The 13,513-nt window shown below is 72.1% G+C and carries 16 protein-coding genes; 7 read left to right on the top strand and 9 right to left on the bottom strand.

Going from position 1 to position 13,513, the window contains the following annotated elements; genetic code table 11:
• Positions 1-64 precede the first annotated feature (64 nt).
• The 3 genes from ABH926_RS19180 to ABH926_RS19170 form a co-directional block, all read right to left on the bottom strand.
• Entirely contained in the window at positions 65-667 is a 603-nt protein-coding gene (locus ABH926_RS19180) for an acetate uptake transporter (RefSeq protein WP_370367022.1), read from the bottom strand.
• Between the two features lie 261 nt (positions 668-928).
• A complete protein-coding gene (locus ABH926_RS19175; RefSeq protein WP_370367076.1) occupies positions 929-1,651 on the bottom strand; it encodes a DUF899 family protein in 723 nt (240 codons plus the stop codon).
• 142 nt (positions 1,652-1,793) lie between these two features.
• Positions 1,794-2,693: a LysR family transcriptional regulator gene (locus ABH926_RS19170; protein WP_370367021.1), complete on the bottom strand. Its 900-nt coding sequence runs from the start codon at positions 2,691-2,693 to the stop codon at positions 1,794-1,796.
• Positions 2,694-2,878: 185 nt separating this feature from the next.
• Between ABH926_RS19170 and ABH926_RS19165 the strand changes: the two genes are divergently transcribed.
• Positions 2,879-3,823 carry a DMT family transporter gene (locus tag ABH926_RS19165; protein WP_370367075.1) on the top strand — a complete coding sequence of 315 codons (945 nt, stop codon included), beginning with the start codon at positions 2,879-2,881 and terminating at the stop codon, positions 3,821-3,823.
• Here the strand turns inward: ABH926_RS19165 and ABH926_RS19160 are convergent.
• The 3 genes from ABH926_RS19160 to ABH926_RS19150 all read right to left on the bottom strand — a co-directional run bounded on the left by ABH926_RS19160 (position 3,810) and on the right by ABH926_RS19150 (position 6,251).
• Entirely contained in the window at positions 3,810-4,331 is a 522-nt protein-coding gene (locus ABH926_RS19160; protein ID WP_370367020.1) for a hypothetical protein, read from the bottom strand. The genes ABH926_RS19165 and ABH926_RS19160 overlap by 14 nt on opposite strands.
• Positions 4,328-5,062 (bottom strand): thioredoxin family protein, encoded by a 735-nt coding sequence (locus ABH926_RS19155; RefSeq protein WP_370367019.1) that lies wholly within the window; start codon positions 5,060-5,062, stop codon positions 4,328-4,330. The genes ABH926_RS19160 and ABH926_RS19155 overlap by 4 nt, the downstream gene beginning before the upstream one ends.
• A gap of 181 nt (positions 5,063-5,243) precedes the next feature.
• The gene (locus tag ABH926_RS19150) at positions 5,244-6,251 is read right to left on the bottom strand and encodes an acyl-CoA thioester hydrolase/BAAT C-terminal domain-containing protein (RefSeq protein WP_370367018.1); all 1,008 of its coding nucleotides are present in this window, start codon (positions 6,249-6,251) and stop codon (positions 5,244-5,246) included.
• Here ABH926_RS19150 and ABH926_RS19145 point away from each other — a divergent pair.
• Together ABH926_RS19145 and ABH926_RS19140 are read left to right on the top strand one after the other, a co-directional pair.
• Positions 6,250-7,116, top strand: a complete 867-nt coding sequence (locus ABH926_RS19145) for an Fpg/Nei family DNA glycosylase (protein WP_370367017.1) — start codon at positions 6,250-6,252, stop codon at positions 7,114-7,116. The genes ABH926_RS19150 and ABH926_RS19145 overlap by 2 nt on opposite strands.
• 53 nt (positions 7,117-7,169) lie before the next feature.
• On the top strand, positions 7,170-8,009 hold the full coding sequence (locus tag ABH926_RS19140; protein ID WP_370367016.1) for an SAM-dependent methyltransferase: 840 nt from the start codon (positions 7,170-7,172) through the stop codon (positions 8,007-8,009).
• Between the two features lie 73 nt (positions 8,010-8,082).
• Here the strand turns inward: ABH926_RS19140 and ABH926_RS19135 are convergent, their stop codons facing one another.
• Positions 8,083-9,060, bottom strand: a complete 978-nt coding sequence (locus ABH926_RS19135; protein WP_370367015.1) for a hypothetical protein — start codon at positions 9,058-9,060, stop codon at positions 8,083-8,085.
• Between the two features lie 65 nt (positions 9,061-9,125).
• On the bottom strand, positions 9,126-9,596 hold the full coding sequence (locus ABH926_RS19130) for a GNAT family N-acetyltransferase (RefSeq protein ID WP_370367014.1): 471 nt from the start codon (positions 9,594-9,596) through the stop codon (positions 9,126-9,128).
• Between the two features lie 126 nt (positions 9,597-9,722).
• On the opposite strand from ABH926_RS19130, the gene ABH926_RS19125 reads away from it, so the two are divergent.
• From ABH926_RS19125 to ABH926_RS19110, 4 genes are all read left to right on the top strand, one after another.
• The gene (locus ABH926_RS19125; protein ID WP_370367013.1) at positions 9,723-9,857 is read left to right on the top strand and encodes a hypothetical protein; all 135 of its coding nucleotides are present in this window, start codon (positions 9,723-9,725) and stop codon (positions 9,855-9,857) included.
• Positions 9,854-10,525: a 4'-phosphopantetheinyl transferase superfamily protein gene (locus tag ABH926_RS19120; protein ID WP_370367012.1), complete on the top strand. Its 672-nt coding sequence runs from the start codon at positions 9,854-9,856 to the stop codon at positions 10,523-10,525. Before ABH926_RS19125 ends, ABH926_RS19120 begins: the two co-directional genes overlap by 4 nt.
• Positions 10,526-10,612: 87 nt before the next feature.
• Complete coding sequence (locus ABH926_RS19115; protein WP_370367011.1) at positions 10,613-11,281, top strand: winged helix-turn-helix domain-containing protein; 669 nt, start codon at positions 10,613-10,615, stop codon at positions 11,279-11,281.
• On the top strand, positions 11,278-12,579 hold the full coding sequence (locus ABH926_RS19110; RefSeq protein ID WP_370367010.1) for an MFS transporter: 1,302 nt from the start codon (positions 11,278-11,280) through the stop codon (positions 12,577-12,579). The genes ABH926_RS19115 and ABH926_RS19110 overlap by 4 nt, the downstream gene beginning before the upstream one ends.
• Here ABH926_RS19110 and ABH926_RS19105 read toward each other — a convergent pair.
• Positions 12,568-13,503: an inositol monophosphatase family protein gene (locus ABH926_RS19105; protein ID WP_370367009.1), complete on the bottom strand. Its 936-nt coding sequence runs from the start codon at positions 13,501-13,503 to the stop codon at positions 12,568-12,570. The two genes, ABH926_RS19110 and ABH926_RS19105, sit on opposite strands and share 12 nt — an antisense overlap.
• Between the last annotated feature and the right edge of the window lie 10 nt (positions 13,504-13,513).

Below are 13,513 nucleotides of genomic sequence, written 5' to 3'. Positions count from 1 at the left end.
GTCGCGACGGAAGGGAACGAGGACCGCAAAACTGCGGCCCTCGTTCCACGCTATTCCCCCCGGCTCATCGCGGCCAGGTCGGGAACAACTGCTTCTTGTGCGTCTCGTTGGCCACCGCCGCCAGCGAGGCGTACCAGGCCGCCAGCGCGGTGACGATGCCGACGAAACCGCCGATCTTGGTGAAGGCGGCCGGGCCGGAGGTGGAGTTCTGCCAGGCGCCGACGGCCAGCAGCAGGAACGTCAGCGTCAGCAGGCCGAACACGGCCAGCACCGCGCCGTTGGTCCGCAGCGCCGCCACGGTCATGTAGCCGGTGAACAGGAACCAGGCGAACAGGTACAGCCCGATCGTCTTGTGGGCGTCCTCGCCGGAGCTCCAGTGCACGATCGCCCAGTAGCTGAGCCAGAACGCGCCGAAGGAGGAGAACGCGGTGGCCCCGAAGGTGTTGCCGCGCCGGAACTCCCACATGCCGGCCAGCAGCTGCGCGAGGCCCCCGTAGAACAGGGCCAGGCCCAGGACGACGTCCCCGCCGCCCTTCTCGGAGATCATGTTGGTGTTGATGACGCTCAGGATGAACGTGGTCATGGCGAATCCGGCCAGGCCCAGCGGGGCCGGATCGGCGATACCCGAGGACGGCGCGGGGGCGGGGGTGTTGGGGGTCTCACTCACGGCAGGTGCGTCCCTTCCCTTGTCTGACGGACGCCGCCGGCCCACACCGGCCGCGTCTTTGTCACCGTAGGTAGCGAAGCGGACGGTGGACATGGCGCGCGGCGGGCGAAGTGGACCATCGGTGGGCGCGATGCGGTGAACGGTTGCCGGGGTGCGGTGAGTGGGGCCGCTGGGGCGGTTGAGCGGTGTGCCGATTCGAATCAGTGGCGGGCAAGCGTCCTAGTAGCCGGCGTGCTGCTCCTAGGAGCCGGCGTGCTGTTCCTAGTGGCAGGCGTCCTGGCGCCCGAGGGTCTGCTCGGGTGTGGCACCGGGCCGGCCCCACTGCGGCACGGGACGGCTGGTCGGCCCGGGCCCACCCTTCCCGTCGGCGTCCGAGCGCCAGAACCAGGCCGGACCGCGGCCCTCGGGCCAGCCGTCCGGACTGTCCTGCCACGCCTCGCCGCGGCCGTACGGCGTCATGTCCAGCAGCGCGAAGGTGCCGATGAACGCCTCGGTACCGCGGTCGGTGGACGAGTAGGTGAGGAAGACCCGGTCGCCGTCACGCAGATAGCTGGCGATGGCGCCCATCTCGCCGCCTGCCGGCTCCTCGAGGCCGCGCACGGAGTACCACCGCTGGGTGTACCCCATGAACTCGACGAACGGCGCCACCTCCTCCCACGCCCCGGTGGTCACCACAGCGAACGACACCCCGCGGACGTTGAGGTAGTCGGCGTCCCTGATGTGCCAGGCCGAGAGCGTGCAGCCCTCGCACTGGCCCTGGTGCGGCGCGCCGTCGTACCACATGTGCTTGTAGACCAGGAGCTCGTCGCGGCCCTGGAACAGGTCCAGGAACGGGACCGGCCCATCGGGCCCGACGACCTTGACGCTCCCGTCGAACTCCACCATCGGCAGCCGGCGCCGGGCCGCGGCGATGGCGTCGCCCTCGCGGGTGTGGGCCTTCTCGCGGAGCAGAAGCTCGTCCCGGGCTGTCTGCCAGGTGGCCATGTCGACGATCGGCGGGGTGTTCGGCCGGGTGTTCGTCACGGTGTCCTCCACTGTTGCTCGTACCGGGGCGGCCTTGGACGCCGCTCCTTCGTGAGTACAGACGAACGGGATGCCCGGACATCGACACCGCGATACCGAACTCCTACCCCTGCACCTCCGCCGCCGCCCGCCGCAGCTCCCCCACCACCGTGCGCACCGCGCGCCGCGCCGACGCCTCGGGTCGGTGCAGCACGTCGATGTGCCGGCGGGCCCGCACCCCCGACAGCGGACGCAGCACCACGCCGGGGTGCGGGCGCGTGGTCCAGCGCGGGAGCAGCGCGATCACCCCGCCGCCGGCCGCGACCAGTTCGGCCACGACGGTGAACTCGTTGACCCGGTGCACCAGCTCCGGACGCCGGCCGGCGGCGGTGGCGATCGCCTCGACCAGCGGCAGGACCGGGAAGCCGTCGTGCACCGTCACCCACGGCTCGGCGGCGACGTCGCGGGGTGTCAGGCGCCCCTTGGCCGCCAGGCGGTGGCCGGCGGGCAGGGCGATGTCCAGCGGCTCGTGCAACAACGGGGTGACGGTGACGGTGCGCGGCCAGGGCGGGGCGTGGTCGAAGCGGTGCGCCAGGACCAGGTCGTATTCGCGGGTCAGCTTCGGGAACCGCTCCTGGGCCACGTCCTGGTCGGCCAGCACCAGGCGCGGCGATCCAGGGTCGGCCAGGGCCCGCAGGAGCCTGGGGAAGAACACCAGCGCCGCGCTGTGGAACGCCGCCACCGAGACCGTCCCGGCCGGCTCGGCCACGAACTCCTCCACCACCTGCCGGGCCCGGGCCAGTGCGGCCTGCACCTCGATCGCCGCGTCGGCGAGCGCCTGCCCGGCGGTGGTGAGCACCAGGCGGCGCCCGGCGCGCTCGGTCAGCGGGACCGGGACGGTGCGCTGCAGCAGGCGCAGCTGCTGCGACACCGCCGAGGGCGTGACCAGCAGCGCCTCGGCGACGGCCGCGACGCTGCCCAGCTCGCCGAGTTCGCGCAGGATCCGCAGCTGGCGTTCGTCCATGGGGCGACAGTGTAGGCAGACTTCATGGTTGGTTGAGAATGACGTCCTCGACTACACCGACGGCGCGCCCCGACGATGGCCGGGTGACTCACCTGACCGCCGATCGCCCCGGCACTCCCACCGGCGGTGGCACCGACCGCCCCGGCACTCCCTCCGGCGGCGGCACCGACCGCCGAACCGACCTTGTGCTGCTGCTCGTCGCGTTCGTCTGGGGCTCCAGCTACCTCGCCGCGAAGTCGGCCGCGGCCGCGACGTCGGTGCTGGTCGTGCTGGTGGCGCGCTACGCGCTGTCTGCGGCGTCCGGTTCCGCGCTGTTGGCCGCCCGGCGCGAGCTGCGTCCGAGCAGCGCGGAGCTGCGCGTCGGCACGCTTCTCGGCCTCACCCAGGCCGGCGTCCTGATCATCGAGACCTACGGCGTGGCCCACACCTCCGCGGCCAACGCCGGCCTCATCATCAGCCTGACGATCATCCTCACCCCGCTGCTCGACCGGCGCGGCGGAGCCCTTCCGGCGCGCTACTTCGCCGCGTCGGGCGTGTGCGTGCTCGCCGTGGGGCTGCTGATGAGCGGCAGCGGCGGGCTGCACACGCCCAGCGCCGGGGACCTGCTGATGCTGGCCGCCGCAGTGGTGCGGGCCGCGCACGTCGCCCTCGTCGGCCGGCTCACCGCCGGCAGTGACATCAGACCCCTGAGTCTGACCGTGGTCCAGACGTACGTCGGCACGGCGTTGTTCGCCCTGCCAGCCGCCGCCGACCTGCCGAAGCTGACGCACGCGAGCACGGGCGCCTGGGCCGAGATGGTCTACCTGGCGCTGTTCTGCAGCGTGTTCGCGTTCGTGGCGCAGACCTGGGCCGTGCGCCGCACCTCGGCCAGCCGCGCCAGCCTGCTGCTCGGCACCGAGCCGGTCTGGGCCGTCGCGTCCGGGGTGGCACTCGGCGGCGAGCACCTGGCGGCCCCGGCCGTCGCCGGGGCCGTGCTGATGCTCGGCGGGACGTACTGGGGCCAGGCGATCGAGCGTACGCACCGGGCGCGCTCGGCAGCCGACCGGTTCGCGCCGCACCAGGCCCCGGCACCGGCACAGCCACCGGCCCCAAGTCCTACGAGTCCCGTCAGCCCTGTCAGCCCCGCATAGTCGACAAGGCCGACGCGGTCAGCTCCACCGGATGCGAACTCACCGGCATCAGGCACTCCTGCGGGCTGCACGCGGCATAGCTGACCAGCACCTTGGCATCCCCATGAGAGTCCACGTCCACCGGCAGCTCGGTGGTCACCGGACCGTCGGGATACACCGGGAAGCTCACATCAGTACCCTGCATCGGCAGCATCCGCACCGGCGACTGGGCGGTCAGCGGCCCACGGCTGCGCAGGGCGCCGGCGACCTCGACGCGCGTCGGCCGGCCCAGGCCCTGGATGCCGTCGGCGGGCAGTCCGACGCTGTACAGGTGGAAGCCGGGACGCTGCGGGGTGAACGTCGTCAGCAGCCTGCTGCCGTCCTCGGACAGGTGCATCGCCACGCTGACGCCCTGGTCGGTAAAGCCGACGTCGTGCGCGTGCCGGTGCACTGTGCTGGCGAAGGCGAGAGCGGCGAGCACCGGGACGCCGGACAGCGCCGCGACGGTGAGGACGTTGGAAGACTTCACCGGACCCACTGCCCCAGCCAGGCCGCCATGTCCGCCTCGGTGTACTTCGGCTGGCCGGTGTGGGCGGAGTCGGCGCGGAAGGTGCCGTCGGAGTTGAGCACCACCAGCAGCGGCATGCCGAAGGTGCCCATGGGGTCGAACTGCGTGGCCATCGCCAGGTGCTGCGGGTCGGCGTTGCCCAGATCGATGTGCACCACGTGGTAGGACTGCGCCAGGACCGCCTGGACCTTCGGCGTCTGCATCGCCCGCTCCAGCGCCCTGCACGCGGTGCACCAGTTGGCGCCGAAGTCGAGCAGCACGGCCTTGCCGTCCATGCGCGCGGCGGCGACGGCGTCCACGATCTGCGCGGTCACCGAGGCGTTCGGGTCGTACATCGGGCTGTCCGTCGCGGGCGGCGCCGGGGCCGGACGCGGCGCGGCGGGCACCGGGGCCGGGGCGGCCGCCACCGGGTGGCGCTCGGCGGCCCGCGGATGCGCAGGCTGCGGGGCCACATCGGTGGTGCCGGACGGAATGAGCACCGGTTCGGCGACACCGGCGGCAGCGCCGTGCCGCAGAGCAGCCTGGCCCGGCTGCGCGCCGGACGCCGCGGGCACAGCCGGGGCGGCGTGCACCTTCTCAGCCCGCACGACGGCCTGCGAGGCCGGCGCACTGAGCGGCCGCGCCGCTCCGGCGGGCTCCCGGTGCTGGTCCGGAGACGAACACGCGGCCAGCCCGAAGGCGGTGGACGCCACAGCGGCCAATGACACGCACTTACGCACGACAACTCCCGATTCCGTATTGGATGCCCGGAATCTAGCGGTCGATTCAGGCGAGCTCGGTGAACCGCAAGCGTGGCGCGCGCTTTTTCACCCGTCAGGTGCGGAGGACCTCGGCCGTGCCTTGCCGATGAAGGCGAGGATCCGCGGCCAGGCATCAGCGGCGGCGAGCGCGTTGGCGTCCTGGGTCCCTGAGCAGCACCGGGACCCGGATCGCGGCCACGGGGATCCGGCTCGCGGTGAGCGGCTGCCCGTTCATCGTCCAGGCCGAGGGGGCTTTGACAGCGCCGTCGCCGAAGGCGCCGTTGATGTGGGCGCTCGGCGCGACCGCGACCACCGCGTCGAACAGGCTCGGCTGGTAGGAGGCCAGGATCAACGCGCCCTCGCCGCCCCGGGACGCGCCCCACAGCACCAGCGGGCGGGACGCGAAGCCGGGTTGGGTCCGCAGCCACGCCACGGCGTGGGCGAAGTACTCCAACGGGATCGAACACAGACACGCCGGCAGCCCGGGTTCGCCGAAGTAGCCGACCGCCAGGCTGGGGTAGCCGACCGCGGCGAACGCGGCGGCCTCCGTTCTCGGTATGCCGCCTTCGGACCCGCCGATCACCATGACCGCCGGGGTCGCGGCAGCGACCTGTGGCGGAAGGAACAGTGATCCGGCAAGGCCTTCCTGCGCGATATCGAGCTGCCGTGTGGATTCCGGGAGAGCGCGGAACAGGGTCTGCTCGGCGACAGCCTCGCCCGCGACCAGAACCTGCACCCGCACGCCGAATCCGGGGCCGGCGCCGGGGTCGTGGCCGGGTGTAAAGGCGTACTCGGCCGGATCAGCCGCGTCAGGCGACTGCAACGACCACAGGAGCCCGCCAGCGTCGGCGACGTGGTACGTCCCCTGCTGCGGCACCGACCGGGCCAGGTCGACCGTCTCGAGCGCCGGACCGGCCTCCAGCCTGACCCCGGCGGCGTCCGAGACCCGCACCCCGAGCCACCCCGCGGCGGCCACGGCAAGCAGGACACACAGCAGCCGCGCGGCGGTGCCACGTATTCGGCGCACCCGCTCAGCGTCGCAGACGTCGCGCGCCGCCGAAAGGGTGTTCGCGGCCTGTTCGCCCAGCTCCGGCCCGTCCAGCGAGCGCGGCGCCGCGTCAGCGGGCAGAGTAGCTGTCATGCCCGAACTGCCGGAGGTCCAGGCGCTGGCCGCGTTCCTGGACGAACACCTCGCCGGCCACGCGGTGGCGGCGGCCACGCCAGTCGCCATCCAGGCCCTCAAGACCTACGACCCGCCCCTGTCGGCCCTGGAAAACCAGGTGGTCAGCGGGGTGACGCGGCATGGGAAGTTCCTCGACTTCAGCGTCGGGGAGGTCCACCTGGTGCTGCATCTGGCGCGCGCCGGGTGGGTGCGCTGGCAGGAGCAGCTGCCGACGGCGCCGCCCCGGCCGGGCAAGGGGCCGCTGGCGTTGCGGATCCGGATGGCGGAGCCGGCCGGCAGCGGCATCGACGTGACCGAGTACGGGACGAAGAAGGGGCTGGCGGTCTACGTCGTGCGCGACCCCACCGAGGTGCCGGGTATCGCGCGCCTGGGCATCGATCCGCTGTCCGAGGAGTTCACCGTGGAGGTGCTGGCCGGGCTGCTGGACGGCGAGCGCCGGCAGATCAAGGGCGTGCTGCGCGACCAGAGCGTGCTGGCCGGCATCGGCAACGCCTACTCCGACGAGATCCTGCACGCCGCCCGCATGTCCCCGTTCAAACTGGCGGCCAAGCTCACCCCCGATGAGGTCGCCGACCTGTACCAGGTGACCATCAACACCCTGACCGACGCCGTCGAGCGCTCGCGCGGGCTGCCGATGAAGGATCTGAAGTCGGAGAAGAAGTCCGGGCTGCGGGTGCACGGCCGCACCGGCGAGAAGTGCCCGGTGTGCGGCGACACGATCCGCGAGGTGTCCTTCGCCGATTCCTCGCTGCAGTACTGCCCGACCTGCCAGACCGGCGGCAAACCGTTGGCTGATCGGCGAATGTCGCGTTTGCTGAAGTAGGGTCCTGCTAGATTCTCTTCCCACTGGTCGTGCTGAACAGAGGGGGGCGGGTCGTGGACGAGACCATGGCGAAGCTGGGCGAGGATCCGCTGTCTCCCGGCTGGGAGCCGCCGCTGATCGACACCACGAAGGCCCACCCCGCGCGCATCTACGACTGCCTGCTCGGCGGCAAGGACCACTTCGACGTCGACCGCCAGGCGGCCGAGGTCGTCCTGAAGGCCCTGCCCGGCGCCAAAGAGATGGTCCAGGAGAACCGCGCCTTCCTCGGCCGCGCGGTGCGCCACCTGGTCGAGGCCGGGATCACGCAGTTCCTGGACATCGGCACCGGCATCCCCGGCCCCGGCAACACCGGCGACGTGGCCCGCTCGATCCATCCCGACGCGCGGGTGGTCTACGTCGACTACGACCCGGTGGTCGCCGTCCACTCCCGCGCGCTGCTGGCCGGCGCCGATCCCGCGCTGACCGCCATCGTGGTGGCCGACGTGCGCGATCCGGCCTCCATCCTGGACAACGCGGCGGTGCGCGGCGTGCTCGACTTCGACCGGCCGATCGCGGTCCTGATGGTCGCGCTGCTGCACTTCATCAAGCCCGAGGAGGACGCGCACGGCATCGTCGCGGCGTTCCGCGACGCCCTGCCGCCGGGCAGCGCGCTGGTGATTTCGCACGGCACCGACGGCGGCGACCCGCAGACCTCGGCCGAGGCCCGCAAGGGCTGGGACAACGCGACCTCGCAGTTCACCGTCCGGGACCGGGAGGGCATCACGGCCCTGTTCGACGGCCTGGAGCTGGTCGAGCCCGGTGTGGTGAACGTCCCGCTGTGGCGGCCGGACGGGACGGCGCGCGAGGACTGGGCCGCCATCTGGTTCGACGGCGGCGTCGGGTTCAAGCGGTAGGGCGGGGGCGGGGAGTTCGAGACGGCCGCGCGGTCAGCCGCGGCTGCGCGCGATCAGGATTTGCCTTGCACCGTCAGGATTTGCCGCGCACCGTCAGATACGCGCAACGCATGTGGATGGCCTTGTCGAGCTCGGCCAGCGTCCGGTCGAAGAACTCGCGCCGGTAGACGGTGTCGGTCAGCGCGGTGATCGCGAAGTACAGGGCGCTCAGGCCTGCCAGCAGCACCGCCACGTGCAGCAGTTCGCTGCTGACGCCCGGGATCCGCACGCCCCACAGCCGCGCGTCGGCCGGCACGTGCTTGAGCCAGTCCTCCAACACCGGCGGCCGGATCGCGATGGCGCCGAAGGCCACGTAGAAGAAGAACACCATCCAGCTCAGCAGGCTGATCTGGATGGTCTGGGTGAGCAGCAGGTACAGGAACATGTTGCGGCGCTGGCCCAGACCCAGGGCCGGATCGGTGGCCAGGTCCGGTTCGGCCTCGGCCAGCGGGGCCAGCGGGGTGGCCGCGCAGCTGGCGCGTATCCGGTCCGGCGTGCAGGCCCGGGGCAGCGTGCCGGTCTCCTCCGGCAGCCGCGCGACCAGGAAGGCCTGGATCAGCAGCACGAAGAAGGCGGCCGTCACCCACAGCCAGCCGGTGGTCAGGGCCGCCGCGATCCGCCAGAAGTCGCCGCTGAAGAAGATGACCATGCCGAACAGCGCGAGCAGCGGCAGCGCGCGGACGGCGAGGTGCCCGACCTCGCGCATCTCGGCGAACACCCGCCGTACCGTCCAGTAGCCGAGCATGGCGCCCAGGCGCGCCAGCCGGATCACGGCCGCGAAGGGCCGCAGGGGGGCGGGCAGGGACGCGACGGTGTAGCGGTCCTCGACGAAGTGCGGGACGCCGTGACGGACGAACCAGTGCTCGGCCTCGGCCAGCGCGGCATCGACGGAACCGCCGGAATCGGCGGTATCGGCTGCGGCTTCGGCCAGACCGGATCCGGCAGACTCGGCACAGTCGGCACAGTCGGCACAGTCGGCACAGTCGGCGGACTCGGCCGACTTGCCAGACATGGCCGACTTCGCAGACTCGGCACCAGGGCCCGTACTCGTCATCAGGGTTCGATCATAATCTCCGCTCAGTCCAGCCGGAACAGCACTTCCTCGATCTCCTCGCCCCGGGCCTCGGCGAACCCCCGCGCCCGCCCGGTCGGCTTGAACCCGCTCTTCTCCAGCACCCGCTGCGAGGCGAGGTTGTCGAACGCCGCCGAGGCGAACACCGGCCGCACCTCCACCTGCTCCAGCACCGCCGCCAACGCCGCCCCGGCCAGGCCGCGCCCCCAGCGATCGCGCCGGATCCAGTACGTCACATCGATGTCGTCGCCCAGCGGGAAGGCCGCCGCGCTGCCGACGACCTCGCCGCCGTCCTCCACCACCACCTGCACGATCCGCTCGTCGGCCAACAGCCGGCGATGCTTGTCCAGGTAGGCCTCGCGGTCGTTCGCCGTGCTCGTGAACGCGGCCATCGTCTGGCCCTCGGCGTCACACTGGATCTCGAACAACGCCGGCAGGTCGCTCTCACGCATCGCGCGGATCACGGGTTCGGTCATGGGAAAAAGACTATTGCGACCTACTGACAACAAATCGCTGCCGCCGGCCCAGAGCCTGGTCACGATGCCCGCACCGGGAGCGCCGGCGGCGCGTTTGGAGCGGCACCGCTCGGAAACGTGAACTCCATGGAGACCGAAAACGACGCTCCACCGCGCCCGACCGACTTCCGCGACCCCGCAGCCCGCCACGTCGTCACCCGCCACGTCGTCACCCGCCACGCCACCCACCACACCGCCCGCCGCCCGGCGGTGCGCCCATGACCGACCGGATCCGCGTCTGGGTCATCACCACCGACACCGCCCCGGAGACCGCCGAGGGCTACCAGGACCTGCTCGACGACGACGAGAAGGCACACGCCGCCGACTTCCTGCACGAACGCGACCGGCACCGCTACCTCGTCGCCCACGGCGCGCGCCGCGTGATCCTGGGCCGCGAACTGGACCTCGCCCCCGCGTCCCTGGACTTCACCCCGGACTTCAACGGCAAGCCGGCACTGACCGGCGGCGGCCCGCACATCAGCCTGGCCCACGACGGCGCGCTGGCCCTGCTGGCGGTGGCCGCGACCCGCGAGGTCGGCGTGGACGTCCGGCAACTGGCCGAGGGCCTGGACCCGGTGGACATGTCCGAGCGCTACTTCCTGCCGTTCGAGGCACGCTACGTCGCCGGCGGCCACGATCTGCATGAGCAGAACGACCGCTACGCGCGCCTGTGGACCCGCAAGGAGGCTGCGGCGAAGGTGGCCGGCGGCCTGGGCTGGGCGAACACGAAGGCTGCGGTGCTACAGCGGGATCTGGTGGCGTGCGTGGAGCCGGCCAGCTCGCACCGGCACCGGGTGCTGCCGGTCCCGGTGCCGAGCGGCTACCGGGCGGCGGTGGCTTTGTTCGGGGAGGCCCCGTTCCAGGTGGAGGTGATGACCTTCGAGGGGTGAGCGCGTGAGCGGGCGAGCGGGCGAGCCGGTGGCCGACCTCGGCGGGGAGCCTTGTAAAGGTTTCTTTAGAAAGCTATCTTTAGATGCATGACCGGCTCAGAGCACGATGACGCCTTGCATCTCACCGACCCGCAAGCCATCCGCGCCTACGCCCACCGCACCCGGATGGCCCTGGTCGCCCTGCTGCGCACCGACGGCCCGCTGACCGCCACCCGCGCCGCCGAACTCACCGGCGAATCAGTGGCCAGCTGCAGCTACCACCTGCGCATGCTCGCGAAGTACGGCCTGGTCGAGGAGGTACCCGGACCCGGACGGCAGAAGCCGTGGCGCGCCACGGCACAGTTCACGAGCATCCCGCGAGCCGCGACGGACCCAGCCGTCGCGGCGGCGACCGCGGAACTGCGCGTGTTCCTGGCGCAGCAGTACTTCGAGGAGGTGCTGTACGCCGAGCGCAACTGGGACCGGCTGCCGAAGGAATGGCAGGAGGCCGAGGCCTTCGGCGACCGCATGCTCTACCTGACGCCCGCCGAACTGCTGGAACTCAGGGACGGGATCGACGCACTGATCAGCCGGTTCGACGAGCGCAACACCACGCCGGAGCTGCGGCCGGAGGGCGCGGAGCTGGTGCAGGTGCTGCGGATCGCTTATCGGAAGGATCGGCGGCCGGCGGGAGGTGCTGAGGACGGCACGGGCACTGACACCGACTCGGGTACTGGCTCTGATTCGACCTCCGACGCTCAAGGTCCCCAGTCATGACCGCCGCCACCGAAGCTCCCGCCGAAGCCCCCACCGCCGGCGCGATATCCCGCCTCCTCCCGCCCGGCCTCCAGCAGCGCGTGCCCGCGGTCCTGCACCGTCGCGACTTCCGCCGCTTCTGGCTCGGCCACAGCGTCTCCCTCATCGGCGACGAGGTCCACCGCATCGCGATGCCGCTCGCCGCGGTCCTGCTCTTCGGCGCCGGGGCGACCGCGATGTCCTGGCTCACCGCCGCGCCGATGATCCCGGCGCTGCTGCTCTCGATCCCGGCCGGTATCTGGGTCGATCGGCGGTCGAGTCGGCGGCGCATCATGCTCGTCGCCGATGTCGGGCGGTTCCTGGCCGTGCTCTCGGTGCCGGTCGCCTATGCCTTCGGCGTGTTGACGCTCCCGCAGCTGATCGTCGCAGAGCTCGTCGTCGGGACCCTCGGGGTGTTGTTCAGCATCTCCGACAACACCCTGTTCGCCGCGATGGTGCCCAAGGCCGAGCTCATGCAGGCGTCCTCGCTGAGCAACGGCAGCCGCGCCTTCGCCTCCGTCTCCGGTCCCGGCCTCGGCGGGCTGGCCGTGCAGCTGCTCACCGCACCGTTCGCGCTGGTCGCCGACGCGGTCAGCTACCTGGTCTCGGCACTCTCGCTGAGCCGCATCCGGCCGGTCGAGCCGGTGCCGGACCGCGAGGCCAAGGGCGGTTTCCTGGCCGGGCTGCGCTGGATCACCGGTACTCCCGGCATCAGGGCTCTGCTGGGCGCGGTGGCCACCGTCAACTTCTTCGACTTCATCTTCCAGGCGCTGTTCATCCTCTACGCCACCACCTACCTGCACATCAACGCCGGCCTGCTCGGCCTGGCCCTGGGTGCCGGGGCGGTCGGCGGGCTCGTCGGCGCGGCCGTGACCAGCCGCGTGGTCGCCCGCATCGGGATCGGCATGGGCATCACGCTGGGGTTCCTCGGCTTCGCGGCACCGCACGTACTGGTGGCGCTGGCCGCCGGGCCCAAGGCGCTGATCGTGCTGACCTTGTTCGCCTACGAATTCCTCTCGGGCCTGGGCGGCATGGTGCTGGACGTCTCCGCCAACGCCTACATCACCGCGGTCATGCCGGACGACCTGCGCTCGCGCATCTCCGGCGTCCTGCAGACCATCAACTACGGCATCCGCCCGCTCGGCGCGCTGACCGGCGGCTGGCTGGCCACGACCGTCGGGATGCGCACCTCCTTGTGGATCTCGACGATCGGCGCCAGTTGCAGCGTCCTGTTCCTGCTCGGCTCGCCGCTGCGCAAGCTGCGCGAGCTACCCGGCTGAGGCCGGCGAGGCCGACGCCGACGAGGCTGACGAAGCCGACGACGAAGCGGGCGCCCCCGCCGAACTCGCCGAACCCTCCGAACCCGCCGGACCCGCGAACGCCGGCTGCGGCGGCCGCGCCGGCAACCCGGCCGCCGCCCGCGCCTCGCAGAACGCCTCGACCAGCCCCGGATGCACCGGCCCGTTGGACGCCACCAGATCGGCGTCCCCGGGATGCCACTCCAGCCCGGCATACGTCGTCGCCTTCCCCCGGGCCTCCCGCACCAGCAGCACCCCGGCGGCCCAGTCCCACGGCCCGCACCGCTGCTCCCAGTAGCAGTCCAGCCGCCCGGCGGCGACCCACGCCAGGTCGATCGCGGCGCTGCCGGTGCGCCGCACGTCCCGGGACTGCCGGAACACCGAGGAGAACTCGGCGAGGTTGTCGTCGCCGTCGAAGGACCGGGTCGGGGGGAAGCCGGTGGCCAGCACCGCCCGGTCCAGCCGGCGCACCGGGGAGGCCCGCAGCCGCCGGCGTCCCTCGTACGCGCCGCGCCCGGCCTCGGCCCAGTAGATCCGGCGGCGTGCGACGTCGGCGACCACCCCCAGCGCGAGCCGCTGGCCGTCCCAGAGCGCCAGCGAGCATGCGCAGTGCGGGATGCCGCGCACGAAGTTGGTGGTGCCGTCGACGGGATCGACGAACCACGTCGGGCGCGACAGGTCCATCTCGGCCAGACCGCCGCCCTCCTCACCGACGACGGCGTGGTCGGGATGCGCGTCCTTCAGCCAGGACCGGACCAGCCGCTCGACCCGCAGGTCGGTGGCGGTGACCAGATCCGCGGCGGTCTTGAAGCGGAGCCGGCGCGGGGCGGCCGAGCGGCGGATCAAGGTGGCGGCCTCCCGGGCGACGCGGATCGCGCCGAGGGTCGCGGGGCGGGGCAGGGGCATGACCAGGTCC

Origin of the sequence: Catenulispora sp. GP43 (assembly GCF_041260665.1) — a bacterium.
Classification (GTDB): domain Bacteria; phylum Actinomycetota; class Actinomycetes; order Streptomycetales; family Catenulisporaceae; genus Catenulispora.
Note: the sequence above shows the minus strand (reverse complement) of the source record. Positions and strands in the feature narration are given on the sequence as shown.

Bases quoted from the DNA above. Each gene is read 5' to 3' on its own strand.
- ABH926_RS19125 (WP_370367013.1), top strand. From the start codon at position 9,723: ATGGAGACCGAAAACGACGCTCCACCGCGCCCGACCGACTTCCGCGAC.
- ABH926_RS19145 (WP_370367017.1), top strand. From the start codon at position 6,250: ATGCCCGAACTGCCGGAGGTCCAGGCGCTGGCCGCGTTCCTGGACGAA.
- ABH926_RS19115 (WP_370367011.1), top strand. From the start codon at position 10,613: ATGACCGGCTCAGAGCACGATGACGCCTTGCATCTCACCGACCCGCAA.
- ABH926_RS19130 (WP_370367014.1), bottom strand. From the start codon at position 9,596: ATGACCGAACCCGTGATCCGCGCGATGCGTGAGAGCGACCTGCCGGCG.
- ABH926_RS19135 (WP_370367015.1), bottom strand. From the start codon at position 9,060: ATGTCTGGCAAGTCGGCCGAGTCCGCCGACTGTGCCGACTGTGCCGAC.
- ABH926_RS19110 (WP_370367010.1), top strand. From the start codon at position 11,278: ATGACCGCCGCCACCGAAGCTCCCGCCGAAGCCCCCACCGCCGGCGCG.
- ABH926_RS19105 (WP_370367009.1), bottom strand. From the start codon at position 13,503: ATGCCCCTGCCCCGCCCCGCGACCCTCGGCGCGATCCGCGTCGCCCGG.
- ABH926_RS19150 (WP_370367018.1), bottom strand. From the start codon at position 6,251: ATGACAGCTACTCTGCCCGCTGACGCGGCGCCGCGCTCGCTGGACGGG.
- ABH926_RS19170 (WP_370367021.1), bottom strand. From the start codon at position 2,693: ATGGACGAACGCCAGCTGCGGATCCTGCGCGAACTCGGCGAGCTGGGC.
- ABH926_RS19120 (WP_370367012.1), top strand. From the start codon at position 9,854: ATGACCGACCGGATCCGCGTCTGGGTCATCACCACCGACACCGCCCCG.
- ABH926_RS19175 (WP_370367076.1), bottom strand. From the start codon at position 1,651: ATGGCCACCTGGCAGACAGCCCGGGACGAGCTTCTGCTCCGCGAGAAG.